The 26,319-nt window shown below is 41.1% G+C and carries 21 protein-coding genes; 2 read left to right on the plus strand and 19 right to left on the minus strand.

Annotation, left to right across the window (positions count from 1 at the left end):
* Positions 1-37: 37 nt before the first annotated feature.
* The 10 genes from ffh to BUB77_RS01495 all read right to left on the minus strand — a co-directional run bounded on the left by ffh (position 38) and on the right by BUB77_RS01495 (position 10,719).
* Positions 38-1,384, minus strand: coding sequence for a signal recognition particle protein (gene ffh, locus BUB77_RS01445; protein ID WP_073272193.1), 1,347 nt, complete (start codon positions 1,382-1,384; stop codon positions 38-40).
* Between the two features lie 152 nt (positions 1,385-1,536).
* Positions 1,537-1,890 carry a YlxM family DNA-binding protein gene (gene ylxM / locus BUB77_RS01450; protein ID WP_073272951.1) on the minus strand — a complete coding sequence of 118 codons (354 nt, stop codon included), beginning with the start codon at positions 1,888-1,890 and terminating at the stop codon, positions 1,537-1,539.
* 125 nt (positions 1,891-2,015) lie between these two features.
* Positions 2,016-2,609 carry a GNAT family N-acetyltransferase gene (locus BUB77_RS01455; protein WP_073272197.1) on the minus strand — a complete coding sequence of 198 codons (594 nt, stop codon included), beginning with the start codon at positions 2,607-2,609 and terminating at the stop codon, positions 2,016-2,018.
* 81 nt (positions 2,610-2,690) lie between these two features.
* On the minus strand, positions 2,691-3,410 hold the full coding sequence (locus BUB77_RS01460) for a TrmH family RNA methyltransferase (protein ID WP_073272200.1): 720 nt from the start codon (positions 3,408-3,410) through the stop codon (positions 2,691-2,693).
* Positions 3,411-4,517: 1,107 nt separating this feature from the next.
* A complete protein-coding gene (locus tag BUB77_RS01470) occupies positions 4,518-5,081 on the minus strand; it encodes a GNAT family N-acetyltransferase (protein ID WP_073272205.1) in 564 nt (187 codons plus the stop codon).
* 107 nt (positions 5,082-5,188) lie between these two features.
* Complete coding sequence (locus BUB77_RS01475) at positions 5,189-6,619, minus strand: oxaloacetate decarboxylase subunit alpha (RefSeq protein ID WP_073272208.1); 1,431 nt, start codon at positions 6,617-6,619, stop codon at positions 5,189-5,191.
* A gap of 27 nt (positions 6,620-6,646) precedes the next feature.
* Complete coding sequence (locus tag BUB77_RS01480; protein WP_073272211.1) at positions 6,647-7,066, minus strand: biotin/lipoyl-containing protein; 420 nt, start codon at positions 7,064-7,066, stop codon at positions 6,647-6,649.
* A gap of 37 nt (positions 7,067-7,103) precedes the next feature.
* Complete coding sequence (locus tag BUB77_RS01485; protein ID WP_073272213.1) at positions 7,104-7,478, minus strand: OadG family protein; 375 nt, start codon at positions 7,476-7,478, stop codon at positions 7,104-7,106.
* A gap of 71 nt (positions 7,479-7,549) precedes the next feature.
* Entirely contained in the window at positions 7,550-8,983 is a 1,434-nt protein-coding gene (locus BUB77_RS01490; protein ID WP_073272216.1) for an acyl-CoA carboxylase subunit beta, read from the minus strand.
* Between the two features lie 449 nt (positions 8,984-9,432).
* Positions 9,433-10,719 carry an MFS transporter gene (locus tag BUB77_RS01495; protein ID WP_073272220.1) on the minus strand — a complete coding sequence of 429 codons (1,287 nt, stop codon included), beginning with the start codon at positions 10,717-10,719 and terminating at the stop codon, positions 9,433-9,435.
* A 305-nt stretch (positions 10,720-11,024) separates the two neighbouring features.
* Here BUB77_RS01495 and BUB77_RS01500 point away from each other — a divergent pair, with 305 nt between their 5' ends.
* Complete coding sequence (locus tag BUB77_RS01500; RefSeq protein ID WP_073272222.1) at positions 11,025-11,570, plus strand: PadR family transcriptional regulator; 546 nt, start codon at positions 11,025-11,027, stop codon at positions 11,568-11,570.
* 3 nt (positions 11,571-11,573) lie between these two features.
* Complete coding sequence (locus BUB77_RS01505) at positions 11,574-12,275, plus strand: flavodoxin family protein (RefSeq protein ID WP_073272225.1); 702 nt, start codon at positions 11,574-11,576, stop codon at positions 12,273-12,275.
* Here BUB77_RS01505 and BUB77_RS01510 read toward each other — a convergent pair.
* The 9 genes from BUB77_RS01510 to smc form a co-directional block, all read right to left on the minus strand.
* Complete coding sequence (locus tag BUB77_RS01510) at positions 12,268-12,471, minus strand: hypothetical protein (protein WP_073272228.1); 204 nt, start codon at positions 12,469-12,471, stop codon at positions 12,268-12,270. The two genes, BUB77_RS01505 and BUB77_RS01510, sit on opposite strands and share 8 nt — an antisense overlap.
* A complete protein-coding gene (locus BUB77_RS01515) occupies positions 12,471-13,616 on the minus strand; it encodes a glycoside hydrolase family 27 protein (RefSeq protein ID WP_073272231.1) in 1,146 nt (381 codons plus the stop codon). Before BUB77_RS01515 ends, BUB77_RS01510 begins: the two co-directional genes overlap by 1 nt.
* Before the next feature lie 140 nt (positions 13,617-13,756).
* Positions 13,757-14,725 (minus strand): glycoside hydrolase family 113, encoded by a 969-nt coding sequence (locus BUB77_RS01520; RefSeq protein WP_170866554.1) that lies wholly within the window; start codon positions 14,723-14,725, stop codon positions 13,757-13,759.
* 529 nt (positions 14,726-15,254) lie between these two features.
* Positions 15,255-15,851 carry a regulatory protein RecX gene (locus tag BUB77_RS01525; RefSeq protein WP_073272237.1) on the minus strand — a complete coding sequence of 199 codons (597 nt, stop codon included), beginning with the start codon at positions 15,849-15,851 and terminating at the stop codon, positions 15,255-15,257.
* Positions 15,851-16,885 carry a recombinase RecA gene (gene recA / locus BUB77_RS01530; RefSeq protein ID WP_073272239.1) on the minus strand — a complete coding sequence of 345 codons (1,035 nt, stop codon included), beginning with the start codon at positions 16,883-16,885 and terminating at the stop codon, positions 15,851-15,853. The genes BUB77_RS01525 and recA overlap by 1 nt, the downstream gene beginning before the upstream one ends.
* Positions 16,886-17,590: 705 nt before the next feature.
* Entirely contained in the window at positions 17,591-19,870 is a 2,280-nt protein-coding gene (locus BUB77_RS01535) for a sodium-translocating pyrophosphatase (RefSeq protein ID WP_073272242.1), read from the minus strand.
* A 660-nt stretch (positions 19,871-20,530) separates the two neighbouring features.
* Entirely contained in the window at positions 20,531-21,751 is a 1,221-nt protein-coding gene (ilvA, locus tag BUB77_RS01545; protein WP_073272248.1) for a threonine ammonia-lyase, read from the minus strand.
* Between the two features lie 14 nt (positions 21,752-21,765).
* Positions 21,766-22,689: a signal recognition particle-docking protein FtsY gene (ftsY, locus tag BUB77_RS01550; protein ID WP_073272251.1), complete on the minus strand. Its 924-nt coding sequence runs from the start codon at positions 22,687-22,689 to the stop codon at positions 21,766-21,768.
* Positions 22,690-22,735: 46 nt separating this feature from the next.
* On the minus strand, positions 22,736-26,302 hold the full coding sequence (gene smc / locus BUB77_RS01555; protein WP_073272254.1) for a chromosome segregation protein SMC: 3,567 nt from the start codon (positions 26,300-26,302) through the stop codon (positions 22,736-22,738).
* Positions 26,303-26,319: the final 17 nt, after the last annotated feature.

The raw sequence follows: 26,319 nt of genomic DNA on the forward strand, positions 1-26,319 counted from the left end.
TTTATTGAAAAGTTATAATGTGTTATAACCTGCCAACCTAAAATCCAAAGGGCAATTTGAATTTGCCTTTTTTCATACCCTTAGAGCCCATCATACCGGACATCTGCTTCATCATCTTCTTCGTCTGATCGAATTGCTTTACAATCTTATTTACTTCGCTGATGTCAACACCGGCTCCCTGTGCAATCCTCTTCTTTCTGGAGGGATTCAATATATCGGGATTGGCTCTTTCCGCCTTTGTCATGGAATAGATAATTGCCTCTACTCCGTTAAAGGCATTGTCATCCACCTCAACATCCTTTAACTGGCTTCCCATACCGGGCATCATCTTTAAAATATCGTTGATGCCTCCCATTTTCTTAATCTGCTGTAATTGATCCAGATAATCATTAAAGTCAAACTCTGCCTTTTTAAGCTTTTTCTCCAGCTGCTTGGCTTTCTCCTCATCAAAATCTGCCTGGGCTTTATCAATAAGAGTCAGGATATCACCCATACCAAGGATTCTGGAAGCCATACGGTCGGGGAAAAACTGCTCCAAATCCGAAAGCTTCTCTCCCATACCTGCATAAAGGATGGGACGGCCTGTTACTGCCCTGATGGAAAGAGCCGCACCGCCTCTGGTATCACCATCCAGCTTTGTAAGAATAACCCCGTCTATGCCGATTTTATTCTGGAAATTCTCCGCTACATTGACAGCATCCTGGCCTGTCATGGAATCCACTACCAGGATGGTCTGGTGAACCTCTATATTTTCCTTGATTTCAATGAGCTCATTCATCATGTCTTCATCAACATGAAGACGTCCTGCGGTATCTAAAATCACCACATTCAAATTATTGCTCTTGGCATGCTCTAAGGCAGCCTTTGCAATGTTTACGGGCTTGTGCTTATCTCCCATGGAGAAAACAGGCACTCCCTGCTTGTCACCGTTTATCTTCAGCTGTTCAATAGCAGCGGGACGATAGATATCACAGGCTGCTAAAAGGGGGCGTTTACCCTTTGCTTTAAACTTACCGGCTAATTTTGCCGTAGTGGTCGTTTTACCTGCACCCTGTAAGCCGCACATCATAATAACCGTGATTTCGTTGCCGGGCTTAAAGACTATTTCCGTTGTTTCGGAGCCCATGAGATTTACCATCTCTTCATTTACTATCTTAATAACCATCTGACCGGGTGTAAGACTTGACATAACATCCTGGCCTACGGCACGCTCCTGCACAGTCTTAATAAAGTTCTTAACCACCTTAAAGTTAACGTCGGCTTCCAGCAATGCCATCTTTACTTCCTTTAATGCGGTGGCAACATCCGCTTCACTTAAGCGTCCCTTGCCTCTAAGGTTCTTAAATACGTTTTGTAATTTTTCAGAAAGGCTGTCAAATGCCATTCGGGAACCTCCTGCCTGTTATTCTTGCCTGATTTATTAATAGTCCGGTAAACTTATCTATTTAATAAGAATCCTATATGTCTATATTTATTCTATATCCTTCTTCATTACAAGCTGCCCGAGCCGGCTTCCTCTGCACGGAGCGAAGTCCTTTACAGGGCATCTATCATGTTCTGGGACAGGGTAAGAATTCTTTCCACTGCTTCTTCTGCCTCTTCCCTGTGGCTCTCTTTTATATTCATTGCAAGGCTGTGAATCTCTTCCGCCATCTGCCTGGTAGTTCTGAACTTATGAAGCAGACCAAGCTTCTCTTCAAATTCCGTAAGGTTCTTTGAGCATCTCTTTACAATGTCATATACACCCTGCCTGCTGATTCCCTGCTCTTCTGCAATTTCACCCAGGGAAAGGTCATTGAGGATATAGTCTTCAAATATTTGTTTATTGTGGCTTTTCAACAATTCTCCATAAAAATCAAAGAGAAGTGATAAATATACTTTTTCCTGCAGCTTCTGGCTGATATCTGTATTATCCATAAAAACACCACCTGTAAAGTTTTTTTCTTTACAGGTGGTAGTATATCTGATTCCGACAGCTTTGTCAAGAAATTTTTCATTAAAAATCCATAACTATTTTACAGTTCAATTTTTTCATATTTCTTCAGTATTTCCTTAACCAGATCACTGCTTAGCTCAGCTGCCGGTATCAGCTTATCCGGTGCTCCCTTCAGTTCCCTTAAACGCTTTTCCATTACCAGCAGGTCACGCCATTCACCGAATTTATAAGCAGTTCTGCTGTAAGTACCTAACTCATTAAAGCCAAACTTCTTATGGAGAGCAACACTTCCTTCATTGGGAACGCAGATAAGGGAATAGATGTTATAAACCCCCTGAGCCTCCGCCAGTTCAAAAAGAGCCTTATACAATGCTGTACCGATTCCCTTCTTGTGATAAGTATCCTTTATATATACCGAGCATTCACAGTCCCAGGCATAAGCTGCTCTTTCTCTATGCAGGGAACAATAGGCATAGCCTGCAATTTCACCTTCCACCGTATATACAAGCCACGGATATTTACCTGTGATTTTTTGAATTCTTTCTTTAAATACCTCAAGGGGAACCTTATCATATTCAAAGGAAACCACTGTATTCAGGATGTATGGTTCATAAATTCCATAGATTTCTTTTGCATCCTCTAGATCAGCGATTCTGATTTCTGTCTTTTTCATTACCTGCCTCTTTTCCTATGTTGATTTAACAAATAAGTACTATAAGTTGATTTTATTTTCCAAAAACTTAAAATATTTTATTTATTTCCCACAGTGAGTAAATAAGAAAGCTCCGATCCCTACTGCAATGGTGATATTCAGGGAATCCACCTCGGGAGACTGGGGTATGCAGACACTGGTGCCGGCTAAAAGATAGGAATCGTCAAGCCCGGTTGCTTCATTGCCGAATACCAGGGAAAACAATTCTGTTTTAGGACAATTTTGTACCTCCAGGGTATTTTCCCCGTTTAACATAAAGGTAAATATCTCCTGCTTCTTATATCTGCTGCGGTATTCTTCAAAGGATTCAAACATCTGCACCCTTAGCTTAAACAAGGCTCCCATAGATGCCCTGATTACCTTTGGGTTAAACACATCAGCACAGGGGGTTATGAGGGCAATATCCTTTATCCCAAGGCCCAGGGCTGTCCGGAGGATTGTTCCCAGATTGCCCATATTACTTGGATTTACAAGCACAATATGGGAGGTGTCCTCACTTACGATATCCTCGTATTTATCAAAAACTCCCATAACATAGCAGTTTTCTTTATCACTGATTTTATTGAAAAGCTTGTCATCCGTAAGAACCGGTATGTTACCAGCCTTACAGGTACTTACAATATTCTCTTTATCCGTATATTGCGAGTGTACATAAACACCTCTTACCTTCTCTTTCTTTCCTGCTATTAATTCATAGGTCGGAAAGGCTCCAAGAGTATAGGAATAATCTGCTCCTTTTTTATACGGCTTTACTGCTTCCATATTTAACCTCATTTCTTTACTGCTTTTTATAAACTATTTCTTATTTTCTTCAAAGGTACTGCTGCCAGGTTTAGAATAAATCCTTGGCTGATGCAACTGGAATTTCATTCAAAGCTTTCTAATGATATTCCAATCATCTTTTAGTAAAAACCTCTTTCTCCATATTATAGCCTGCTAAATAAAACGTCAACTGATAATTCAGAGTATTCTGGATTTTTTCATAATTCAACGTATCCCAGGCTTTTATCCTTAAAATATCCTGTTTTTTACGCTTCAAACATTCTATGATTAATGACAAATGGGTAGTTTTTCGCAAGGGGACGGCAGTTTACACAAAATAGAGAGCTTCCTGCTTCATTCCAATGTATAAGAAGTCCTAATTCTCTGAAGCTTTTGTGCTGGACATATCCTCAAACAGATAACTCGCGAAGCTCAAACAATCTGTTTGAGGATATAGCACAAAAGCTTCAGAGAAAAGGACTTCTAATACATTTCCATAGGCGCAGGAAGCTCTCTATTTTGTGCAAACTGCCTGTAGCTATATTGAAACAGGGCATTTGTCGGGCTGATCATTCTATTTTTTATGCCTCAAATATTTTATTTTTAAAATTAAATTTCCTGTTTTTTGTATTTCAAATACTCCATTTTGAAAACTTCTTTTGAAAACTTCAAATATCCTGTTTTTTAGTACTTCAAATCCTATTTTAATAATTATGAATATCTTTGTATTTTCATAATTTTGTTTTACATAATTATTTGTTTTCTCATAATTTTAAGTAATTTTTTTTTCATTTCTATGTACAAAGATAATATTACAAATAATTAGCCTCTGACTTCTTTACTCTTACCATTAAATGATAATCCATTGAGTTATAAATTTGAAATAAATTTATAACTCTAATCTGCGTTTCGTAAGACAATCTCAGCCTTCACCTATGTAAATTGGGGGTATAAAAATACAACGAAGTGACTTTCACGGAGCTGAGTGTATTTTTATACCCCCAATTTACATTCAACAAACCTGATATTGCCATATATTTCTCACCCAATTTAGATTTTGAATTCCAATTAAAACTCCAGTTTATCAGAGAATTATCCCAAGCACCCTTAATGCAGCCCGTTAAAAAATTCATCCTTCCCAAGCTCCATAAAAATTAAGTCATGGGAAACCCCGTCGGGATCGGACCAGAAATTTTCCATGACCCTGACTTCTTTAAACCCCAACTTTTTATACAGCCGATAGGCACGTACATTATCTTTTAATGTGTCAATTTCAAAAATATCAAGCTGGAATTCCCTGTAGAGATATTTCATAAAAGCAACTAAGGTCTCATAGCCCAAGCCTTTTCCCTGCAGACTTATATCGCATATTTTAATACCTATGCCGCAGCTCTTTCTTTCCATATTCAGATTTCCATAAACCAGCTCTCCTATGGGCCTGTGGCTTATCTTATCAACCACCACGAACCTTCTTTTCTCCCGGAAAGGAGCATCATCTTCAATCTCGGCAGCAAAATCCTTCTCTAAGGACCCAGGCGTTACTCCCATGCCCTTTCGAAATCCCACATCTTTCATCAAATCCCCATTATTCCACCATTCCGCAAATATTGCAGAATCCGTTATTTCCAGCTCCCTGATTGCAATTCTTTCTTCCTCATATACAATCTTCATGTTCAAACTCCTTTCAGATACTTTACAGGGAGGCCTAAGTAAAACATCCTCTGTTTTACCTAAGCCTCCCTGCTGACTCCGTACATTTATATTATGACAGCCGTAATTTATACCGGATATGCCTTATTCTCGTAATCTGCAAACAAAGGGTCTACGCCGGTTTCCTGTGTACGGCGGTATTTAAAGTATTCCATGGCAACCTGAGGAAATAAGGCATAGGATAATACGTCTTCCTCCTGTTCCTTCCAGTCCTTTACCGCTTCTTCCATTGCTTTCAGCTCAGGTTCCAGCAGGTCCGCAGGTCTGCAATCTATGGGCTTGGTATCTCCGATCACCTTTTTTCTTACTTCTTCATTAAAAGGTCTTACCGTTTTACCGTATTCACCGGATAGGATAGCCTTTGTTTCTTTTGTTACCATCTTATAGCGTTCGCCGGCTATTACATTCAATACTGCCTGAGTTCCTACAATCTGGCTGGAGGGAGTAACCAGAGGAGGCTCTCCGAGATCCTTTCTCACTCTTGGTATCTCTTCCAGTACCTCATAATACTTATCCTCTGCCTTTTGTTCCTTTAGCTGGGACATAAGGTTTGACAGCATTCCGCCGGGTACCTGGTAAAGAAGGGTTTTGATTTCAACGCCCATTACCTTGGGATTTAAGATACCCTCTTCCATGGCATTATCCCTGATTGGACGGAAATAATCCGCTATTTCAGCCAGAAGCTTCTGGTCAAGTCCTGTATCATAAGGGGTTTCCTTAAAGGTTTCCACCATTACTTCCGTAGCCGGCTGGCTGGTACCCATGGCAAAAGGTGACATTGCCGTGTCAATAATATCCGCACCGGCTTCCACTGCCTTCATATAAGTCATGGATGCCACACCGCTGGTATAATGGGTATGGACATCAATAGGAATATTTACGGTCTCTTTTAAAGCTTTTATAAGGGAAGAAGCCTCATAGGGCACCAGCAATCCTGCCATATCCTTTATACATAAGGAATCGGCTCCCATTTCTTCGATTGTTTTGGCTAGCTTTGTATAATATTCTGTTGTGTAGGCTTCCCCTAAGGTATATGCTATGGCAATCTGTGCATGTCCGTTTTCCTTTTTCGTTACCTTGATTGCTGTGCTGAGATTTCTGACATCGTTGAATGCATCAAAAATACGTATATTATCAATGCCGTTGGCAATGGACTTTTGTATAAAGTACTCCACCACATCATCGGCATAATGGCGGTATCCTAACAGGTTTTGTCCACGGAGCAGCATCTGAAGCTTTGTATTCTTAAAGCCATCCCTTAACCTGCGCAGTCTGACCCAGGGGTCTTCCTTTAAGAACCTGAGGGATGCATCAAAGGTTGCACCTCCCCAGCATTCTACCGCATGGTATCCGACTTTGTCCATTTTTTCAATGATGGGCAGCATCTGGTCGGTAGTCATTCTGGTGGCTATGAGTGACTGATGTGCGTCACGCAATATGGTTTCGGTTATCTTAACCGGCCTTTTCATCTGTTCCGAATTGTTATACAATTCGTTCATCGGTATGCCTCCTTTCTATGCAAATCATTAGTTTAAGGTTGCAAGCAGTGTTCCTGATTCCACACTGGCTCCGGAAGAAACATCAATACTGGCTACAACTCCATCCTCCGGCGCTACTATTTCATTTTCCATCTTCATGGCCTCAAGAACCAGAATAACATCGCCTCTCTTAACAGCCTGTCCGACGGAAGTCTTAACGGATAAGATTTTTCCTGGCATAGGTGACTCTACAGACAGCCTTCCCTTTGTTCCGCCTGCCGTAACGGCGGGAGATACAGCTTCTTCAACCGGGGCAGCAGCTGGGGCTGGGGCTGGAGCTGCTGCAGCAACGGGAGCTGCAACAGGGGCAGGGGCTGCCGCTCTGTATTCTCTTACCGGACGTCCTGTGGTTTCTTCTACTGCAACATCATAAGCGATACCGTTTACTGTAACTGTATAAGTTTTCATATCTTTATTTCCTCCTTTAAATAAACAATGTGAAATATTATTTTCTTCTGATCGAACGGATTACCAATCCGTCTGCGGGGGCATCCTCCATGGACGCCATAATAGCTGCTGTTATAACTGCCACCAGCTGCGGGTCATTTTCCGGACCCTGTACCACTTCCTGGCCTGTATATCCTGTTAACGGCTTACTGTAAGCTGCCTCATCCCGGCCATCCTTTTTATACGTGCCTTTTGTAAAGGATACCAGCAGCCTTATAATACTTAGAATACCCATTACCACAATCAAACCGATAAAGACCAGTCCAAGAATTACTACAATATCCAAATACTCACCGGGAATTTTATCGGATATCTTTGAGGCACTGACTGCCATAAGAAAGCCCGTTAGCCCATTGAATCCTACTAAACTCATATCTGCTCCTATCTGCACGGTAAGCTTAACGTCCGTACGAATTTAATCTCTTTCCGATTTTCTGTATGTCCTTAAACCGTACCATGCTTTCCGCTTCCTGCAGGTATACTCTTTGTAAAGAGCATTTCAAAGGCATATATCAAATGCTTACGTACGGAATTTTCTTCGATAACAGCATCCACATAGCCGCGCTTTGCAGCAGACATGGCACTGGCTTGAAGCTCCTTATATTCCAGGGCTTTTTCCTTTAAATCAACTTCTTCTTTATCATAAATAATGCTAACCGCTTCATTTTCTTCCATCATCCCGACACAGGCCTTATTCAGTGCAAATACCATGTCTGCACCGATATGCTTGGAATTCATAGCCAGATAAGCGCTTCCGTAAGCCTTTCCTGTAATCAAATTCACCTTGGGAACTGTAGCAGAAGAAAATGCAAAGGTAAGCTTGGCCACTGCTCTTGCAATGGATGCTTCTTCTGAAACCTCTGTCTGAAAGCCTTCCGTGTCCGTTAAGGATAATACCGGTATATGGAAAGCATCACAGAAGCGTACAAACTTTTCAGCCTTTAAACAGCCCTCCGTTGTCAATGTTCCGTCATGCTCAAAGAGAAGCTCTCCTTCTTCGCTCTTTACAGCCCTGCGGTTCGCAACGGCTCCCACCGTCATCCCGTTCAGTCGGAGAAAGCCTGTAACCATCTCTCTGGCATATTCTTCCTTTACTTCAAGAAAATAGGTATCATCGGATATTTCCTTTAGTATACGGGAGGTATCTTTATCCGTAAAGACCTCCTCCGGCACCAGACGGTTTAAATCATCATAGCATTCGTCATAGGAAGCATCATCTTCAAAGCTTGCAGGAAGCAAGGTTATCAGATTTCTGACTGCTTCTATGACTGCTTCTTCATCCTCTAAAACGAAATCTATATTACCTGCCTCTGCCTGAAACTTTGCTGATGTGGTATCACATTTCGCTGTAAAATTCTTTTTCAGGGCGTTAGGAGAATTTACGAACAGCTTTCCGCTGCTTTCCGTCATAAAAGAAAAATCACTTAAGGCGCCAAGTACAGCAAGCCCTCCGCCGCACGGACCCAATATTGCGGTAATCTGAGGTATTATCCCCGACGCCATTGCCTGCTTCTGGTAGATTTCTCCCAAGCCGTTTAATGCATCGGTGGCTTCCTGTAATCTTAAGCCGGCACTGTCGATTAATCCGATAACAGGTGCCCCTACCTTAAGTGCTAAATCATAAAGTGCAGTTATTTTTTTTGCATGCATTTCTCCGATAGTACCATTTCCGGCTGAACTATCCTGGCTGTAAACATAGACAGGATTTCCATCTATGATTCCGTATCCGGTTATGACTCCATCGGAAGGAATTTCCTTCTGATTTAAGTTGAAATCTGTGTTCCTTTTCGTGACCAAAGCACCAATTTCTACAAAACTGTTGTCGTCAAGAAGAGCGTTAATTCGTTCTCTTGCTGACAATTGTTTAGCCGTATTCATCTTCTGCCCTCCATTTATTTCTATATTATAAACATAAATTCATAATTTCTGCCTATTATATTATAGGATAAATTACCGGTAATTTCAAGGATGAATAAAGAAAAGTTTCCTGAATGAGTTCTCAGGAAACTTTTCATATGCCTCTTTTAACGCGACGGCAATCCTTTTAATGTAACAAAATACTTCAACATTATCTCATCTAGTCCATAACAGCGGAATTGCCTTTAACTGCGCTATGGTCTTTTCTATATTCTCCTTTGCCCGGAAATACATACCTTTACCCGGGTAATTTCTATAATCGCTTTCCATGGATTTTATTGCAAATAAATGCAGGTCATACCATAAAATTCCTATCTTTTCTGCCTTTGTAAATTCCTTCTTTCCATCCCCTTCCAGGAAACAGGGCTAAATAAACCTTTATCGCATTCCTTCCAGCTCCCTCTCATGGCTTAGTAGCTTAAATACCACTGTAAGGAGGACAGTATTCTTAAGAGGAACAGTATTGCAAAGACTCCCCGTAACGCATTAAGGTTATTACCAAGTAAATGATACGCTTTTACCCCTGCCATTGGCATTATGGCATTGCTAAGGGTAATAAAGATTGTATAGATTGAGATACTTAAGGTCTTATTCTTCTCCGGTATCACGGACAGAAGGTATTGGGGTATGTTTAAAGGTACGGTAGCAAAGGCCAGATTCGCCAGGGTATTTAATATAAGAAATACCACAGGCCCTGAATTCAGGGGCAGACTGGTTGATACGATCATGCATATGGGACAAAGAGCAAGTCCTAAATTACCGAAAATAATGCCAAATCTGGGTCCCATTCTTTCATTGACCCTGCTCCAAAAGCCGATTGTTACAAACTGGGCAAGGGCAGCTCCTATAGCGGCGTAGCTTAACCAGGCTTCGTTCATCTTAAGATAATTGACCTGCCCCAGGAAATACAGCGTCCAGTCCGCCTGCCAGAAAAGATAAAAGAAAAGAGCGCCTGACAAAAATTTCATAAAGGGCTTGTGATGGATAAGCTCCTTCAGCGTCGAATAAAAAGCTGCAAGATTGAGAGTTTCCTGCCTTTGTGAGTAACCGCCTTTAATCCTCTTGACCGTAAATACCTGAAGTACGAACAAAATAGCTATGGACCAGTAAAATATCTGATGAATCCTGAGTTTGGAGCTTACCTCAGGAGCAGAGGCAAGTAAGGCACCGGTAATGAACGGCAGGGCTATGTTGACAAAAAACATCGCTCCGGTTCTGACAGTCAGTATCCGGTTTCTATTTTCAAAGGGCACCACATCGGAAAAATACGCCTGCCAGGAAGCATTATATCCTGTTAAAGGCCCCACGGAAAGGCTTAAAAATAATAAAAATAAAAGAAATTTATATTCATTTAAAAAGGGAACAAAGCCAATGAGGAAATAGAAAAAAGACAGTAAGAACAGTGACATGGTCACCATAAGCTGTTTATTCCTCATACGGTCCGTAAGAATTCCTATGGGCAGCAATACAAGTACTCCCACAAACTGAGGGATGGAAGTAATCAGGCTGACTTCTGCATCCGTAGCTCCCAGGCGGAGGGCAAACAGATTATTGTTATTATTTATGATGTTTGTTGCTGTGGCAAATAATATTCCCTCCAGGGCAAAACAAAGTAAGGCATTATTATCAGGCCTGAAAAGAGATGTAAATCTTTTACTGAAAGCAGCTGCAGTTATATGCCGCAAGGGTTTATTCATGAAAGAAATCCTCCGTGAAAGTCTCTTAAATCCTATGTTTATGCTGTATTAAGACCAAACTGTCTGCAAGCCTTCGAATACTGCCTTTCTATCCTTTATAGTAGCATAAATTTTGTATTTTACAAGGGTTTCTTTCTTAAATTTGACCTGTAATGGCAAGTTTATTTTCAATAAGATTTTCAGTAAAAAGGTAAGTTGTTTTATGCAATTTTTCTATTGCGTCATATTCCACTTGTGTAATATAATACATTTATAATATAAAGGAGGGTAACAGAAAAAATGAAAGACGGACTGGAGGATGAAATATGTCACTGCGGCATGGCTTATTGGGGCTTTTAAGCTACGGAAAAATGACGGGCTATGAATTGGATAAGGCCTTTAAAGCTTCCCTAAATTTCTTCTGGCAGGCCCAAACCAGCCAGATTTACCGTGAATTAAATGCTATGGAAAAATCCGGCTGGCTGACTTCCGAAACGGTTATACAGACGGACAAACCCAATAAAAAACTATATTCCATTACGGAGGAGGGTAAAAAAGAATTAAAGCAATGGCTATTGGAAAGCAGCCATGGGAAGGATTTTCTGATACGGAATAGTTTTCTTATGAAACTGTTCTTTTCCAGTTCGGCAGATAAAAAGGCAACCGTAACACTTCTTGAAGAATACCGTAACCTCACCCTAAAAGCCTTGAAAGAGCTGGAAGAAACCAAAGACAGCTTTGAGTATTACAGTTCACTGGTTGATGATGAGAATGCACCTCTCTATTGGAGCCTCACTTCGGATTTTGGAAGGGAATTTATGAAAATGTGTGCAGACTGGGCTGAAAATTCAATAAAAAAATTGGAGGAATAACATATGAAGGTTTTGATTTTAAACGGAAGCCCAAGGGGCGAAAGAAGTAATACTTTGATTGTAACCAAAGCATTTCTGGAAGGAATGCTGGGCAGTGGAAAGGAACTGGAAACTGAATTTGTCACTGTCACCAAATACCATATTGACCATTGCAAAGGGTGCTTTTGCTGCTGGCAGAATACCCCCGGTGAATGTATCATAAAGGATGACATGAAAGAGTTATTGCAAAAATATATTCAGGCAGATTATATCATCTGGAGCTTTCCTTTATATTATTATGGAATGCCCTCGCTCCTGAAAGCATTTATGGACAGATTACTTCCAATTAATCTGCCCTATATAGGCGAAAAGGAGGATGGCACCAATTTTCACCCCTCCCGCTATGACCTGACGAAGCAGCAGCATATACTGATCTCCACCTGCGGCTTCTGCTCCGTCGAAAACAATTATGAAGCTTTATTAAAGCAGTTTGATATTCTTACAAAAGGGAATTATGTGAAAATACTCTGTCCGGAAGGGGAATTACTCCAGGTTCCCCAGCTGAAACCGAGAAAAGACTCCTATCTTACTTCCGTCAGAGCAGCCGGAGAAGAATTATTAAAGCATCAATGTATTCTTCCCGAAACGAAAGGAGAATTGGAAGCTCTTCTGGTTCCCGCCAAGCAGTTCATTGAAATGGCCAATACCAGCTGGAAGGCTATTTAAACAGGCTGCATCCGTTTTCCCGGTAAAAACGGATACGGTCCACAATTACGTTCTTGTCCACTTTGAAATATTCCGCCAGACAGTCAATGCAAAGAAATGTGACTGCATTCCGGTTAATCAGCTTTCGGTTTAAGGATATTTCATCGGAAACCAGCGCTTTACCGCACTTTATGCAGGAATCATAGTTGGCTGTCATTAGAAATCAATCACCTTTCCCCGGAATACTCTGCAGCCATGAGGTTCAAGGGTGCATACATATCTCTCTTTAAAAGTACCTTCCTCCTCGTGGGACCAGCAGTCATAGATGGAAAGACCTTTACCGGCGGCAGCGGATAATCCGATATCCCAAAACTGCAAGGACATTTCACTGGCTGTTTCACTGAAGTTAAACATTCCAATAGCATAATCACCATTGGAAAGAGGCTTTACAAAAGCCATGACCTTCTCCGGATTATTCCATTGTCTGATACAGTAAGGTCCTCTTGCTTCTTCATCCTGATTAAGAGCGATAATGTCTTTGTTGGTTAAGATTTCAACAGTCTCCTTACTCATCTTCCGAATATCGCAGCCAATCATTAATGGGCTGTTCATAAGTGCCCAAAGGGAAAAATGGCTGCGGTATTCGATATCTGAACATCCACCTAATGCTACGGCATTATTATCTCCTTTTCCATACATACCTACCACCAGCATGTCCATATCATTATAGCAATAGGTTCCGGAATGGCTTTCCTTTCCTATCTGGGAAAGCACAATATTCTTAATCGATTCCCAGTTATCCTGGATGTCACCTGTCGAGCGGAACATATGGGCTCCCGTTTCTCTGATCCACTGGTACACCTCGTCATTTCCCCAGTTGCAGGCAGAAAACAGGATATCTCTTCCGCAGTTTCTTAGAGCCGTACCCATTCTCTTATAAAGTATCTCTCCGGGAATATGGTCCGGTTTGTAGCAATAATCATACTTTAAGTAATCCACTCCCCATTCCGCAAAGGTTTTGGCATCTTCAAATTCATGCTCAAAGCTTCCCGGGTGTCCGGCACAGGTATGGGTTCCGGCACAGGAATACATTCCGAATTTTAATCCTTTGCTATGCACATAATCAGCCAGCTGCTTCATACCGCCGGGAAATTTCTCAGGATCACAGACAAGCCTGCCCTCTTCATCCCTTTCCTTTAAGCTCCAGCAATCATCAATAACAATATACTCATAGCCTGCATCCTTTAATCCGCTTTCAACAAAAGCATCAGCAGCTTTCTTTACCAGCTCCTCGTTAATCTTCCACCCAAAGGTGTTCCAGGTATTCCAGCCCATAGGCGGTGTTTTTGCTAATATACTCATTGTGTTAATGTTCCTCCCTTATCTTCTATTAATTAATCTTTTATAGTTAATGTTCTATAATTAATTTTCTTATAAGTAATCTTCTATAAATTAATTACACCCTTATACCGTATACAGATACAAAAAATATATATTCTTGATTACAGCTTCAAGTACCAGTTCTTCATTATCTCTTCGGCTTTCTTTAAATGGATATTAAACCCTGTATCCTGCTTAGCCTCTTCCATCGTATCATAAATACAGGTACTCCAATCCCACCAAAAGATGCCCTTAAACCAGTCTTCTCCTGAAAATACTTCCAGACAGGAATCATAAAAATTCCCCTGCTCGTCTTCACTTCTTTCAAATTCCGTATGGTTGAAATCCCAGGGCATCATTGCACATCCCTTTGCGCTTCGAACACCGATTTCCATAAATATAACAGGTTTTTTGAAATATTCACTTACCTCTTTTAATCTCTTTGCTACCTTTTCCCACTCCGTCACCATGTTTTCCTTTGAATCACCAGGTTTTTTCCCCACTTTATAATAGGCACTGGTACCGATATAATCAATGGCATCAAACCAGGAAACCTCCATTTCCCTTCCATGATTGGCATTATATACCAGGGGACCGTTATAAATCTTCTTTACTTCCTGTATGGTATTTCTCCAATGCTTTTCCTTTCTTTCTGTTCCGCTCATCTCACATCCGACGCAGAACATTTCACATCCCGTATCCGCAGCAATTTCTGCATAATGGCACAAAAATGCGGTATAATACTCAAACCAGGTATCCCAATATTTATCCTCTCCCCACATATCCTCATCCGGAAAATTAATCAATGCCCGCCAAACTCCGTCTCGTGAATTAATGACCGGTTTTAAGCAGACCTTTACTCCTCTTTGATGTGCCCGGTTAATTGTATGGATAATTTCCTTGTCGGTTAAAGAGTTTCTATAATCAAAATAAATCTCCGTTGACGAAAACTTTTCCTGGTGTATGGAAAAAGCAAGGCACATCCAGTTGATTCCAGTGTCAAACAGTAAATCCTGGGATTTGAATGCTTCTTCCTTCAAACAGGAGCCCCGTTTGCTATCCCATCCGTAAGTAAATCCTTTAATGTCCATATTAGTCTCCATGCATATCGCAAGCTTGCTTGTGATACTGCCCAAATAGTAAGTTTAAAAATGCATCAACATTTTTAAACTATTCCTCCTGCATATCACAAGTCTGCCTGAGATATTGCTCAAATTAGTATTTAAAAATGCATTACAACATAAAAAAGCTTCCTGCTTATAGTAACCAATTTTCTTAATATTCAGTCTATCATTGGGTCATTTTGATAACTGGTTGAATATATTCTCAGCTCAGTCTCTTTTAAAAATCGTGCAAGCATGTGCATAATTATATATGTAATATTGCATGTTTATTGCTTTACATGTGCATTATACAACACTTTTTTCATTAACACAAGATAAAATGCTTCTTACAATTTACAATTTTATTTTATACTTGCTGCAATTTTATTTTATCAGAATGATAAGCTCCTTTATAAAACCACAACAAAAGGAACCATATAAAACGTACCCTGGAGCAAACACTCCTGTTTTATATAGTTCCTCTATTTTATTACGAATTTTTATTTAAATGAAAAAATCAATATTCCAGCTTTACATACAACCTGATGAGGTCCATACCGTATCCCTTCCGGTAAAGCTTCGCAGCTAACTTTTGCTTTTCCTCTTTGCTTAAGTCATCCACATCCTTTACTTTTTTGGAAATTTCCCGTTGTATTGCTTCCTCTTCATTGTCATATTCAGCTGCAAGGGCCTCTTCCATATCTTCATCGGATATTCCCTTTTGTCTAAGCTCTCCTATAATCTGCCTTCGGCTTTTACTCTGCTTTTTCAGGCGTATATAGTTGACAGCATACCGCAAATCATCAATGTAATGATAGCTCTTTACATACTCAATTGCTTCCTCTGTTACCTCTCCTGTAAAACCGGAAAGTTCAAGCTTACGCTTCAGCTCCATTTCAGTACGGTCCATATTCTTTAATAAGGCCATGGCTTTTTGTTTTGCTTTCTTAATCGCGTTGCCAGATAGCTCATTTACGACAATATCTGAAATTTTCTCATCTACCTTTATACCATATCTATAAATCTCTTTATCATAGAGAGTGAAGTAATATCTTTCATCCAAATACACTTTAACCTTATTCTTACCACACTCTTCCAAACAAGTTACTATCATTACTGTTCATCTGCTTCCTTTTGAGGCGGCAGTTCCTCACTAATTAAATTATATTTCTCCCTGACCTTCTTTTCAACCTCTGCAAAGATTTCCGGGTTATCCTTTAAAAATTGCTTTGCATTTTCTCTGCCCTGTCCAATCTTGGCCTCATTATAAGCATACCATGCACCGCTCTTTATTACTATATTTTCATTAGAGGCCAGATCCAGTACATCACCTTCTCTGGAAATACCTTGTCCAAACATAATGTCAAATTCTGCTTCCTTAAAGGGAGGAGCTATCTTATTCTTTACTACCTTTATACGTGTCCTGCTTCCTACAATGTCTCCGCCCTGTTTTAAAGATTCAATCTTACGTACATCCAAACGGATGGAAGAATAGAATTTAAGTGCACGTCCACCTGTGGTAGTCTCCGGATTACCGAACATAACACCGACCTTCTCACGAAGCTGGTTGATAAATATTACAATACAATTGGACTTGCTGATAGCAGCTGTCAGCTTACGCAGAGCCTGTGACATCAGTCTTGCCTGTAGTCCCACGTGGGAATCTCCCATATCTCCATCAATTTCAGCTTTGGGCACTAACGCAGCAACAGAGTCCACTATAATGATGTCTACAGCGCCGGAACGAACCATGGTTTCGGTAATTTCCAGGGCCTGTTCTCCGTTATCCGGCTGTGATATGTAAAGGTTATCAATATCAACACCAATCTTCTTGGCATATACAGGGTCCAGTGCATGTTCTGCATCAATAAAGCCTGCAATACCTCCTGCTTTCTGCACTTCCGCCACCATATGAAGAGCTACTGTTGTCTTACCACTGGATTCCGGTCCATATATTTCTACAATTCTTCCTTTCGGAATTCCCCCTAACCCTAAAGCGATATCCAGACTGATGGAGCCTGTAGGAATGGTTTCTATATTCATGTGTGCTGCCGTATCACCCAGCTTCATGACGGAGCCTTTTCCATACTGTTTCTCAATCTGCGCAAGGGCAGATTCCAATGCTCTGCTTTTATCTTCTTTTGACATTTTTCCTCTCCTTTACACGAACTTATGTTCTTGTTTTAATAATAGCCTATCTAATACTGTTTGTCAATCTAAAATTAATTATCTGCACTAAAAAATACACCTTATATCATATTCAATCCAACAGCTCGTATCCTCCCCCTTTTTATCCTTTGATCCAAAGGCAGTAATTGACCAATATGGTATTGCTTTGTGGAATACCCGGCGAGATACCGGAAGAATAATATATTAGAAAAATAACTATATCAATATGATAGCAGAAAGACAGTCATTTGTAAAGCTCAAAGCTGAAAAAGGCCACGGGAAATGCATTATGGAAACGGACGATGACCAAGGAGGTTGTTTGGGCGTTTTGTTACGTGAGAACCCTTATTCCACTAAAGCGGCAGAAAACGTAACTGGCAGGTAAATCAGCGCCAAACTCGCTGTGACAAATATGGCTGTGTCAGTTAACGAGCTCTAACAGTGGCACTGTTTTACCTAGTCACGTTTCCTGCCGCTTAAGTGTCATAAGGAACCTCTTGAGACAAAACTCCCAAACAACCTCCTTGGCCATCTGTGTATATCCATAATTTGGTTTCATGGGTTTGCCGTGTAAAAAGCGGCTGTAAGAGAATTTAATGCATTGCATTCTTACTCTTTTACAGCCGCTTTTAGCTAATATACTATCTGCTGGTTGCTATGCTTTCTTCGCACAGCATCCTTTTACTATTTAGAAGCCTCTCGTTTTAAGAAAGAAAATCCGCCATTTTTGGAGTACAGTATTGCAATAACGATTATAACGGAACATATGACCAGAGTCGTTATCATCCCCCAGCTTGTGGCGCTGTATTGAACAAGTACCGGAGCTGCAAGCAGTGAAACCAGGTTCATGACTTTAATCATGGGGTTCAGGGCAGGACCGGCAGTATCCTTAAGGGGATCGCCAACGGTATCGCCGACGACAGCCGCTTTGTGGGCTTCGGATCCCTTACCGCCGTAAAGTCCGTCTTCAATGGTCTTTTTTGCATTGTCCCAGGCACCGCCTGTATTTGACATAAATACCGCAAGAAGCTGCCCGGAAACAATAACACCTGCAAGGAAGCCTCCCAGGGATTCAACCCCAAGTAAAATACCTACTACCAAAGGACTGAGTATGCCGATTAAAGCAAGCCCTATAAGTTCTTTTTGAGCTGAAACTGTACAAATATCAACTGCCTTCTGATAATCCGGCTTTACTTTTCTTTCCAGAAGTCCCGGTATCTTAAACTGTCTTCTAACTTCTTCTACAATCTTTGCCGCAGCACGGGTAACCGCATTAATAACCAGCGAGGAGAACAGCCAGGGAATACATGCTCCGATTAGAACACCAACGAATATTTTGGGCTCCGATACACGGATACCGGTGTTTGCAATTCTTAAGGAATCGCTGACATTCATCTGGGCCTGCATCTTCGTGACATCTGTTAAGAAGGAGCCAAAGAGGGAAACCGCAGCAATAACGGCCGATCCGATTGCAACGCCTTTCGTAATCGCCTTTGTGGTATTACCGGTTGCATCCAGATGGTCCATGACCTTTCTTGCTTCTTTATCAAGACCGGAAAGTTCCCCTATACCATTGGCGTTATCGGAAATCGGTCCGAAAGAATCCATCGCTACATTATTTCCGGTAAGGGTAAGCATACCGATACCTGTCATAGCCACACCATATAGTATATAGGTAGTTCCCATACCGTGATAAATGAGGGTAGAGGTCAGTATGGTAATAGCAATAACGAGTGTCTGCCATACCGCACTTTCATAGCCTTCCGCAATACCTCTTAACAGAAGTGTTGCAGAGCCTGTCTTTGATGAGGCAGCGATATCTTTAACAGGCCTGTAATGGGTATCCGTAAAGTATTTCGTTATTTCATCAAGAACAATAGCAAGAACAATACCAACACCTACTGAAAAGAAGGCTCTCCACTCATTCATGTAGAAATGAGCCAGCAGCGCAAAGGAAACAAGGCTTATTGCCGCCGATATATAGAAGCCCTTGTTAATGGAAGACATTGCATTACTGCCTTTTAAGTCCTTGGAACCTTTAACCAGATATGTACCGATCATTGAGGACAATACACCGATACCTCTTACCAGCAGCGGGAATACGATCCACTTTAAATCACCATGATTAAGATTCATTAAAGCCAGACCAAGAATAAGGCCGGAAACAATGGTAACTTCATAGGATTCGAATATATCAGCCGCCATACCGGCACAGTCACCGACATTATCGCCTACAAGGTCTGCAATAACGGCAGCATTTCTTTCGTCATCCTCCGGAAGATTGGCTTCTACTTTCCCTACAAGGTCCGCTCCAACATCCGCTGCTTTTGTATAAATACCGCCGCCCACTCTCATGAAAAGGGCCAGCAGCGTACCGCCAAAGCCAAAGCCTAACAGCGCATCAGGTGCGGCAATACCAAATACCATAAATATCAGGGTACCGCCAAGAAGTCCCAATCCGTCTGTCAGCATACCTGTTATTGTACCTGTTCTATATGCAATCTTAAGGGCTTCACCAAAGCTTCTTCTTGATGCGGAAGCAACCCGGACGTTACCCTCGACAGCCATTCTCATGCCAAACTGACCAACCATCAAGGAGAAGCATGCTCCCATAATGAAAGCAATGGCCCGTCCGATACCGATAATGACTTTAACAGTGTTTTCGGACTTGCCAGCGAAACGGCTCATTGCCTCATCCGAAGGCGGTACAACATAAACAGATAAAAACAGTACAAAAGTAAGAACAACAATAAGTGGTACGATTGTTTTTAACTGCCGCTTCAGGTAAGTATCCGCACCGACTTTGATAGCGCCCCATACTTCCTGCATTTTAGCAGTTCCTTTGTCATACTTCATAATTTGCCTTCTAAGTAAAAGGGCATACCCTAAACCAAGAAATGCAATAAGAAGTACACACCAGATAGCGACAATCTCAAAGGTAGTCGCATTTGCAAGATTAAACATGAAATTACTCCTCCTGTCAGATATAAAGTATAGTTTATAAACATTTACAATTATATACCGTTTTTCATTAAAATGCTACTAATTTCTTAATTAATACAATATAATTTAAGCACATCTTACAATGCGTTTTACTTATAATTCCATTAATTTCGACATTTTATACAGTGTAATAATTTTAAAATGTTTAATTGTTGTTTTTGTTTTCCCTTGAATTAATACAGCAATTGGAGGTCATTTCATAACACAAAGGAGCTATGACTAAGAAGTTGTTATGAAACAGTTTTGTAGAAATATGTCATTTCACAACACCTACGTACTCCAGCTGCAATACCCGGGGATTTTATTTATACATGAAAGATTACTGGCATGCCACCTTATATTTATATTCTATTTTTTTGCAATAATTCTTTTACAATTAAATTTATATACGAATTTTTTCAAATTTCAAAAAGCAAAGGAGCTGCTGCACCTTTATACTTATAGGGATACAAGAAGCTCTGTAAACTCCTTGTATCCCTAAAGTTGCTGTGCAACAGCTCCTTAATTAATACACTTGAATATTGCTTATTTTATTTAATCCTGGGAAAGAATTCCTGCAATGGCTCCGACAGGTGTGCTGATGAGCAGAATACCAATAATACCAAGCGCCCGGCTAAGATATTAACTATATGTATTTTTAGGCTGTACTATCTGAGGATCGTAACCTTTTTCCTTTAATGCCTGGACAATAACGTCCTTATGTTCATGTCCGAAGGTCTCCATGGTAATCGTCAGCTCCACTGCACTGTTTCTGTTGATGGAAACAAACTGGTTATGGTCCAGGCGGATTATATTTCCCTGCTTTTCTGCTATTACATTGGCTACATTTACAAGCTCACCGGGACGGTCCGGTAACAGAACCGATACCGTGAATATACGCCCTCTCTGGATCAATCCGTGCTGTACAACAGAGGATACAGTAATAACATCCATATTGCCTCCGCTTAAGATGGAGACTACCTTTTTACCGCTGCAGTTTAAATGCTTTAAGGCAGCAACCGTTAAGAGGCCTGAATTCTCCACTACCATCTTATGGTTTTCAATCATATCCAGAAAGCTTACGATTAATTCCCGGTCATCAATGGTTATGATTTCATCAATGTTCTTCTGAATATAGGGAAAGATATTACTTCCGGGAGTTTTTACAGCTGTTCCGTCTGCAATGGTCTCAATGTGGGGCAGAGTTACAACGTGCCCTGCCTTTATGGACTCTTCCATACAGTTTGCTCCTAAGGGCTCTACTCCGATGACTTTGATATTAGGATTTAACAGCTTTGCCAAAGTTGATACACCTGCCGCAAGGCCGCCTCCTCCGATAGGAACCAGAATGATATCAACAGTAGGAAGCTCCTGAAAGATTTCCATAGCTATGGTACCCTGGCCTGTTGCAACTACTTCATCATCAAAAGGATGGATAAAGGTATAGCCCTCCTCTTCTGCCAGCTTTAAGGCATACTGACAGGCATCATCATATACGTTTCCGTATAGAATTACCTCAGCACCATAACTTTTTGTACGGTTTACCTTAATGAGAGGTGTGGTGGTGGGCATTACAATCTTTGCCTTTGCACCGTATATTCTGGATGCATAAGCAACTCCCTGTGCATGATTTCCCGCAGAGGCTGTAATCAGGCCCTTTTCCCTGTCCTCCTTGCTTAAGGTGCTGATTTTATAATAAGCACCTCTTACCTTATACGCACCGGTGAACTGCATATTTTCAGGCTTTAGAAATACCTTGTTTCCCGTAGTATCAGAAAAATAATCGCTATAGATTAATTTTGTTCTTAAAGTTACCCTTTTTACTGTTTCCGCAGCTTCCTCGAATTTATCCAATGTCATCATTTCGAATTCTCCTTTTAGTTAAACAGCGCGTTTACAAAATCACCTGCGTTGAATTTCTGCAAATCATCAATGTGTTCCCCGATACCGATGTATTTTACCGGTATGCCAAGCTCTGCCTGAATGGCTATTGCTATTCCTCCCTTTGCCGTACCGTCTAACTTGGTTAAAATAATACCTGTTATATCAGCGATTTCCTTGAACTGTTTTGCCTGGGATAATGCATTTTGTCCAGTTGTTCCGTCAAGAACAAGAAGAGTTTCACGGTATGCATCCGTGTATTCTCTTGTAATTACCCTGTCTATCTTTTTCAGCTCTTCCATAAGGTTTTTCTTATTATGAAGCCTTCCTGCCGTATCACAGATAAGTACATCGGTTCCCCTGGCCTTTGCCGAGGTCACCGCATCATATATGACTGCTGCAGGGTCCGAGCCTTCCTTTTGTGCGATTATTTCAACACCTGCACGGTTGGCCCATTCGGTAAGCTGTTCTATGGCGGCGGCACGGAAGGTATCCGCTGCTGCTACCATGACCTTCTTTCCCTTATCCTTTAACTGACCGGCAAGTTTGCCGACGGAGGTGGTCTTTCCTACTCCGTTCACACCAATCAAAAGAACAATGGACTTTTGATTTTCAAAATCATAGGCGGCTTCGGTGACTTTCATCTGGTCCATAATACTCTGTATTAACAGCTCTTTGCATTCCTTGGGTTCCTTTATCCTGGCTTCCTTTACTTTCTGTTTTAAATCAGATATGATGGACCCTGTAGTATTAATACCGATATCTGCCATAATAAGAATTTCTTCCAGCTCTTCATAAAATTCGTCGTCAATACTTGAAAACCCGCTGAAAATGGATTCAATACCGGCTACGATATTATTCCTTGTTTTTGAGAGTCCTTCTACCAGCCGGCCAAAAAAACCTTTCTTATTTTCTCCCATCCTTACCTCTTTTCCGGACATGTTTTCTATGTCCTTAGCTAACGCATTATTTATCTAAATCATTTTCTATAAGGTTTACAGATACAAGGGTGGATACACCCTTTTCCTGCATGGTGATGCCGTATAAAACATCTGCGGCATTCATCGTTCCTCTTCTATGGGTAATTATAATAAACTGTGTTTCCTTCGTAAGTTTATGAAGGTATTTCGCAAAACGCTTTACGTTTGCATCATCTAAGGCTGCTTCAATCTCATCCAAAAGGCAAAATGGTGACGGCTTTAGGTTCTGGATGGCAAAAAGCAGGGATATTGCTGTAAGTGCCTTCTCACCACCGGACAGCTGCATCATATTCTGGAGCTTCTTTCCCGGCGGCTGGGAAGTAATGATGATGCCTGCCTCCAGAACATCTTCTCCTTCCGTTAGTTCCAGTGTTGCCCGTCCTCCGCCGAATAATTCCTTGAAAACCAGGTCAAATTGCACCTTAATCTGTGCAAATTTTTCATTGAATTGGTTCCTCATCTCCTCATCCAGCTCTTCTATGATGTGTACCAGGGTCTCTTCTGCTTTTTCAATATCCTCTTTTTGTCCTTTTAAGAATAAGAAACGTTCCGAAAGGTTCTTGTAATCTTCGATTGCGTTAATATTTACATCGCCAAGCCCCTTCATGCTGCTCTTAACCTCACCAATGCGTTTTTTCAGATAAGTTGGCTCGGTATTGTTAAGAGCTTCACTGTCCAGCGCTTCTATCGCCGTATGTAAGGTGAGCTCGTATTCTTCCCACATATAATTTTTCTTTTCATTTAACTGTTCTTCCAGTCGTTCCAGCTGACCGTTTAAGCGGAAAATTTCCTTATCCAGATTTATGATTTCCTTGGAAAGCTCTTCCCTGCGCTCGAAAAATGACTTGTGAGTGATGGATACTTCCTCTTTTTTCGCCTGCAGCTCTTTTATCCGTTCTTCCAGCCGTTGAATTTCACCTGCAAAATTCTTAATCTTTTCTTCATCGGAAAGGATTGCATCCTGCTTTTCACTGTATGATGCCAGAGATTCCTCCCTGTTTTTCCTTATGGTGTTCTCTTCTTCGTATAGTTTTTCCAGATCACGTTTTACCCTTTTAATATTTTCAAGGAAATGCTGGTTATTCTGTTCAAAGGCAGACATTTCAGCTTTTAAGGAGGAAACCCTTTCGCTTACTTCCTGCTCTTTTACCTTCACTTCTTCCAGCTTCCTGTTCATCTCATCAATCTGCTGTTCATTTTCCCTGCTCTTTTCTTCATTCAGAACAAGGCTTTCCTTTAAGCTATTTATGTTCTTATTTAATTCTATACTCTGAGTCTCAATTTGATTTATTTCATTTGTAATTTCTTCGTAAAGCAGCCCTAATTCCTGCTTCTTCTTACCGCTTTGGGACAAATGCAGTTTTGAGGTATTTTCCTCCAGATAGATTCCCTGCAGTGCCTGCTTCTTCTCTTCCATCTCCTGAAGAACCAGCTGAACCTCCTGGTTGAGACCATCACGGCGCTTTGTAAGCTCAAGTCCCTCGGTCTTTAAGCGGGCAATCCTTTCCTCCAGATCTTCTATCTCACGCCTTCTGCTTAACAGATTGCTGGAATTCTTATAAGCTCCTCCTGATATGGAGCCGCCGGGGCTTAACAGCTCCCCGTCCAAGGTGATAATACGAAGGGTATGGTTATATTTCCTTGCAATTGCCAGTGCATTGTCAATATGATCAACCACAAGACTTTTGCCAAGGAGATATTGCATCAGCCCCTTAAAACGCTCCTCTGTTTTTACCAGAGTATTAGCTAAGCCAATTACCCCTTTTTCCTCCAGGTATTTTTGCTGCCCGTAGCTTTCCTTTGCTGAGATGCTCGTCAGGGGAAGAAAGGTTGCCCTGCCGAATTTATTTTTCTTTAAATATTCTATCAGTTCCTTCGCTGTTGCTTCCGTATCCGTTACAATATTTTGAATACTTCCGCCCAACGCTGTTTCTACGGCAGTTTCATATTGGGGCTCCGTCTTTATGATATCAGCAACTACACCGATAATTCCGGGAGTATCCTTTTTCTCCATAATCTTACGGATACTGTTACCATAGCCCTCGTAACGTTCCGTCAGATTCTTCAATGCCTCAAGCTGGGACTTGCCGGTGTGATAGGCCTGCTGCTTCTTCTGGACCTCTTCCTCAATTCCCTTTAAGCTTTCCCGGTACTCCTCTACCTTTTCCTGGGATAATTTTGTTTCCTTCAGATTATTCTCTATATTCTGACAGAGGTCATCCAGGTCCTTCCTGATTTTCTGTATTTCCAGATCCAGAACTGCTTCTTCACTTTTATTGCGCAGCAGCTTCTGGGTCAATTCCGTCTTCTTAATGTTATTTTGTTCTAAAATAGTTTCATAGCGCTGTAAATTGGTTTTGATACCGGAATTTTCGCTTAAGAAATCAAATATCTCTCCATGGAGGCTTTCTGTACGCCTGGTATCTTCCTTTATCTTACCCCTGATTTCCTCTAAAAGCAGAATGTCCTTTGACTGCTTATCATCCAATTCATCCATTCTGGCATCCAGCTGGTTCTTTTCCTTTATATAACCTTCCTGCTCGGAGGATTTTGTCTTGATTTCATCTGCGATTACCTGTAGCCGGGATTCGTAATGGGCGTCATTCTGCTTGATGGAAAGAAGCTGTTCCTTTAGAACCTTGATCTCACCTTCTGTCTTTTCCTGTTCCAGACGGTTATTGCTCTGCGCGGCCTTTAATTCTTCCAGAGAAGTATTATAGCCTTCGATTTCACCTTCTAAACGCTCAAACTCTTCCTTCATGTGCTCTGATTTCTCATTGGCAGTCTGAAAGGCATCGTTTGCAATAGCAAGCTTTTCACTGGTCTGGTCCTTGGTTTCTTTAATTTTCTCATTTTCTAACAAAAACAGCTGTATGTCAAGTCCTTTTAATTCATCCCTTAACTTCAGGTATTCCTTTGCTACCGCAGACTGCTTCTCTAAGGGAGCGGTCTGCTTCTCGATTTCAGATAGAATATCCTGAATTCTGCTCAGATTCAACCGTTCTTCTTCCAGATTATGCTGCGCTGCCGCTTTTCTTTTCTTAAATTTCACGATTCCTGCCGCTTCATCAAATAATTCTCTGCGGTCTTCCGGTTTTCCGCTTAATATTTTTTCAATTTGTCCCTGACCGATAATGGAATAGCCTTCTTTACCGATACCGGTATCCAGGAACAATTCCTGTACATCCTTTAATCTGCAGCTGTTTCCGTTTAACAGGTATTCGCTTTCTCCCGAACGGTAGACCCTTCTTGCTACTGTGACTTCATCATATTCAATGGGAAGCTTGTGGTCTTCGTTATTAATAGTAAGGGAAACATAGGCAAATCCCAAAGGCTTTCTAGCCTCCGTACCGGAAAAAATAACATCCTCCATCCTGGCACCACGTAACTGCTTTGCACTTTGCTCACCTAATACCCAGCGCACTGCATCCGCTACATTACTCTTACCGCTGCCGTTTGGACCTACAATTCCGGTAATTCCGTCATGAAATTCAAAGATAATTTTATTGGCAAAGGATTTAAAGCCATATACTTCGATACTTTTTAAATACATAGTAACTCCCGATATTC

This window comes from Anaerocolumna jejuensis DSM 15929 (assembly GCF_900142215.1).
Classification (GTDB): Bacteria; Bacillota; Clostridia; order Lachnospirales; family Lachnospiraceae; genus Anaerocolumna; species Anaerocolumna jejuensis.

Excerpts from the sequence above, each read along its gene's own strand:
- BUB77_RS01500 (WP_073272222.1), top strand. The coding sequence starts at position 11,025 with ATGTCACTGCGGCATGGCTTATTGGGGCTTTTAAGCTACGGAAAAATG.
- BUB77_RS01470 (WP_073272205.1), bottom strand. The coding sequence starts at position 5,081 with ATGAAGATTGTATATGAGGAAGAAAGAATTGCAATCAGGGAGCTGGAA.
- BUB77_RS01490 (WP_073272216.1), bottom strand. The coding sequence starts at position 8,983 with ATGAATACGGCTAAACAATTGTCAGCAAGAGAACGAATTAACGCTCTT.
- ftsY (WP_073272251.1), bottom strand. The coding sequence starts at position 22,689 with ATGGGAGAAAATAAGAAAGGTTTTTTTGGCCGGCTGGTAGAAGGACTC.
- BUB77_RS01525 (WP_073272237.1), bottom strand. The coding sequence starts at position 15,851 with ATGATAGTAACTTGTTTGGAAGAGTGTGGTAAGAATAAGGTTAAAGTG.
- BUB77_RS01520 (WP_170866554.1), bottom strand. The coding sequence starts at position 14,725 with ATGGACATTAAAGGATTTACTTACGGATGGGATAGCAAACGGGGCTCC.
- recA (WP_073272239.1), bottom strand. The coding sequence starts at position 16,885 with ATGTCAAAAGAAGATAAAAGCAGAGCATTGGAATCTGCCCTTGCGCAG.
- BUB77_RS01480 (WP_073272211.1), bottom strand. The coding sequence starts at position 7,066 with ATGAAAACTTATACAGTTACAGTAAACGGTATCGCTTATGATGTTGCA.
- BUB77_RS01535 (WP_073272242.1), bottom strand. The coding sequence starts at position 19,870 with ATGTTTAATCTTGCAAATGCGACTACCTTTGAGATTGTCGCTATCTGG.
- BUB77_RS01485 (WP_073272213.1), bottom strand. The coding sequence starts at position 7,478 with ATGAGTTTAGTAGGATTCAATGGGCTAACGGGCTTTCTTATGGCAGTC.
- ilvA (WP_073272248.1), bottom strand. The coding sequence starts at position 21,751 with ATGATGACATTGGATAAATTCGAGGAAGCTGCGGAAACAGTAAAAAGG.
- BUB77_RS01475 (WP_073272208.1), bottom strand. The coding sequence starts at position 6,619 with ATGAACGAATTGTATAACAATTCGGAACAGATGAAAAGGCCGGTTAAG.
- ffh (WP_073272193.1), bottom strand. The coding sequence starts at position 1,384 with ATGGCATTTGACAGCCTTTCTGAAAAATTACAAAACGTATTTAAGAAC.
- BUB77_RS01505 (WP_073272225.1), top strand. The coding sequence starts at position 11,574 with ATGAAGGTTTTGATTTTAAACGGAAGCCCAAGGGGCGAAAGAAGTAAT.
- BUB77_RS01515 (WP_073272231.1), bottom strand. The coding sequence starts at position 13,616 with ATGAGTATATTAGCAAAAACACCGCCTATGGGCTGGAATACCTGGAAC.
- BUB77_RS01455 (WP_073272197.1), bottom strand. The coding sequence starts at position 2,609 with ATGAAAAAGACAGAAATCAGAATCGCTGATCTAGAGGATGCAAAAGAA.
- smc (WP_073272254.1), bottom strand. The coding sequence starts at position 26,302 with ATGTATTTAAAAAGTATCGAAGTATATGGCTTTAAATCCTTTGCCAAT.
- BUB77_RS01495 (WP_073272220.1), bottom strand. The coding sequence starts at position 10,719 with ATGAATAAACCCTTGCGGCATATAACTGCAGCTGCTTTCAGTAAAAGA.
- BUB77_RS01510 (WP_073272228.1), bottom strand. The coding sequence starts at position 12,471 with ATGACAGCCAACTATGATTCCTGCATAAAGTGCGGTAAAGCGCTGGTT.
- BUB77_RS01460 (WP_073272200.1), bottom strand. The coding sequence starts at position 3,410 with ATGGAAGCAGTAAAGCCGTATAAAAAAGGAGCAGATTATTCCTATACT.